Raw genomic sequence first — 824 nt, 5'->3', positions numbered from 1 at the left:
CCAGCAGCACGGACACCACGCAGCCGTCGCAGGCCAGCGGTCGGGCGGTGCAGCTGTCGCAGTCGATGAGCATCCGGCACCTCCTGGGCCGTCGCGGGCTGCTCGGCCCGGCCGACCCCCCGGCCGGCACCGCGCACGCTAGGTGGCGGGTCCGACACGACCGCACCGGCGCTGCGGCCCCACCGCGCGGCACCCGGCCTCAGGCCCGCTCGAGGCGGGCCAGCAGCGCCCGGGAGGAGACGGGGCGCGCCCCGGCGGCGCGCACCCCGGCGACGACCTCGCCGTCGTCGGAGACGACGACCACCGGCCGGCCGGGAGGCTCGGCGCGGACCAGGCGGCGGATGAGCTCGTCGGCGGTGCAGCCCGTGGCGCTGAAGAGCACCCGCACCCGCCGGGTGCTCGCCGAGGGCACCGGGCCGACGGCGTCGCTGCCGTCGAAGCAGCAGGTCACCTCCGCCGCCGTGCGGGCGGCCAGGCGCCCGAGGCCGTCGACGAGGCGGCGGCGCTGCTCCAGCAGCGTGGCGCGCCCGTAGCCGAGCTTGGTCACGTTGTAGCCGTCGACGACGAGGTGGGCGCGGGGCAGCGCCAGGAGCAGGTCGAGGGTGGCCGGGTCGTCGGCGGCGAGCGCCCGCGCACCGGGGGCCGCGGCGGGCGGGCGTGCCGCGTCCTCGGCCACCAGGTCCGCCGGCGCGATCTCCACGGGGGGCAGGGACAGCTCCCGGCGCAGCGACGAGGCCGCGTCGAGGAGGGTGTCGAGCAGCAGGCGCGCCCGGACGTCCTCGACCCGGTGCTCGCGGCGGGCGGCCCGCTGGGCCTGCACGACC

Annotated in this window: 1 protein-coding gene; it reads right to left on the bottom strand. The window is 79.6% G+C overall.

Annotated features, from left to right (window positions below; translation table 11 throughout):
• Positions 1–199: 199 nt before the first annotated feature.
• Positions 200–824 (bottom strand): NYN domain-containing protein (locus ABEB16_RS21695; RefSeq protein WP_345714248.1); only part of this gene is annotated, 625 nt, incomplete at its 5' end.

The sequence above is a fragment of the Kineococcus glutinatus genome, assembly GCF_039542765.1.
Lineage (GTDB): Bacteria > Actinomycetota > Actinomycetes > Actinomycetales > Kineococcaceae > Kineococcus_A > Kineococcus_A glutinatus.
The sequence above is the reverse complement of the archived record's forward strand: the minus strand, read 5'-3'. Positions and strand labels throughout refer to the sequence as shown.